The organism is Pseudomonas psychrophila, from assembly GCF_001043005.1.
GTDB lineage: Bacteria > Pseudomonadota > Gammaproteobacteria > Pseudomonadales > Pseudomonadaceae > Aquipseudomonas > Aquipseudomonas psychrophila.
Window position 1 is genome coordinate 1 of record NZ_JYKZ01000025.1, and the last position, 1,599, is coordinate 1,599.

Annotated in this window: 1 protein-coding gene; it reads right to left on the reverse strand. The window is 62.6% G+C overall.

Going from position 1 to position 1,599, the window contains the following annotated elements:
• A partial coding sequence (gene hutU / locus TU76_RS23820; protein WP_048352612.1) for a urocanate hydratase occupies positions 1 to 1,599 on the reverse strand: 1,599 nt, incomplete at both ends.

Consider the following 1,599-nt stretch of genomic DNA (forward strand, 5'->3'; position numbering starts at 1 on the left):
CCCGCATCCGCGTGGCGCATCACGCCGGTTGCCGGATCGTTGTGCAGGACACGGGCGATGCGCTCAGCCGCTTCGTCGGTACCGTCACACACGATCACCATCCCCGAATGCTGCGAGAAGCCCATGCCTACGCCGCCGCCGTGGTGCAACGACACCCAGGTCGCGCCGCTCGCGGTATTGAGCAAAGCGTTGAGCAATGGCCAGTCGGACACAGCGTCCGAGCCGTCTTTCATTGACTCGGTTTCGCGGTTCGGGCTCGATACCGACCCAGAGTCCAAGTGGTCGCGGCCGATCACGATCGGGGCTTTCAGCTCGCCACTGCGGACCATTTCGTTGAAGGCCAGGCCCAGCTTGGCGCGTTGACCCAGGCCTACCCAGCAGATACGGGCCGGCAGACCCTGGAAGCTGATGCGCTCGCGGGCCATGTCCAGCCAGTTGTGCAGGTGCGCGTCGTCGGCAATCAGTTCCTTGACCTTGGCGTCGGTTTTGTAGATGTCTTCGGCATCACCCGACAGCGCGACCCAACGGAACGGGCCTACACCACGGCAGAACAATGGGCGGATATAAGCCGGTACAAAGCCCGGGAAGTCGAAGGCGTTTTCTACGCCTACTTCTTTGGCCATCTGACGAATGTTGTTGCCGTAGTCGAAGGTCGGCACGCCCGCTTTCTGGAAGGCCAACATGGCTTCAACGTGCTCGCCCATCGAGGCTTTGGCGGCTTTGACCACGGCTGCCGGATCGGTCACGGCGCGGTCGCGGTACTGTTCCCAGGTCCAGCCTTTTGGCAGGTAGCCGTTCAGTGGATCGTGGGCGCTGGTCTGGTCAGTGACCATGTCCGGGCGTACACCACGACGAACCATTTCTGGCAGCAATTCAGCAGCGTTCCCGCACAGGGCGATGGAAATTGCTTTGCCTTCGGCGGTGTATTTGGCGATACGGGCCAGCGCGTCATCCAGGTCCGCGGCTTGCTCGTCGACATAGCGAGTGGCCAGGCGGAAATCGATGCGGCTTTGCTGGCATTCGATGTTCAGCGAGCAGGCACCGGCCAGGGTGGCGGCCAGAGGCTGGGCACCGCCCATGCCGCCCAAACCGGCCGTCAGCACCCATTTACCGACCAGGCTGCCGTTGTAGTGCTGGCGACCGGCCTCGACGAAGGTTTCGTAGGTGCCCTGGACGATGCCCTGGCTGCCGATGTAGATCCAGCTGCCGGCGGTCATCTGGCCGTACATGGCCAGGCCTTTGGCGTCGAGTTCGTTGAAGTGCTCCCACGTGGCCCAGTGCGGCACCAGGTTGGAGTTGGCGATCAGGACCCGTGGCGCGTTGCTGTGGGTTTTGAACACGCCGACCGGCTTGCCCGATTGCACCAGCAGGGTTTCGTCATCGTTGAGGTTGGTCAGGCTTTCGACGATTTTGTCGTAGCACTCCCAGTTACGCGCTGCCCGTCCAATACCGCCATACACCACCAGCTCGGTCGGGTTCTCGGCCACTTGCGGGTCGAGGTTGTTCATCAACATCCGCAGCGGCGCTTCGGTCATCCAGCTTTTAGCAGTGAGCTGGGTGCCACGGGCGGCGCGGATTTCACCATCACGGTGACGGGTG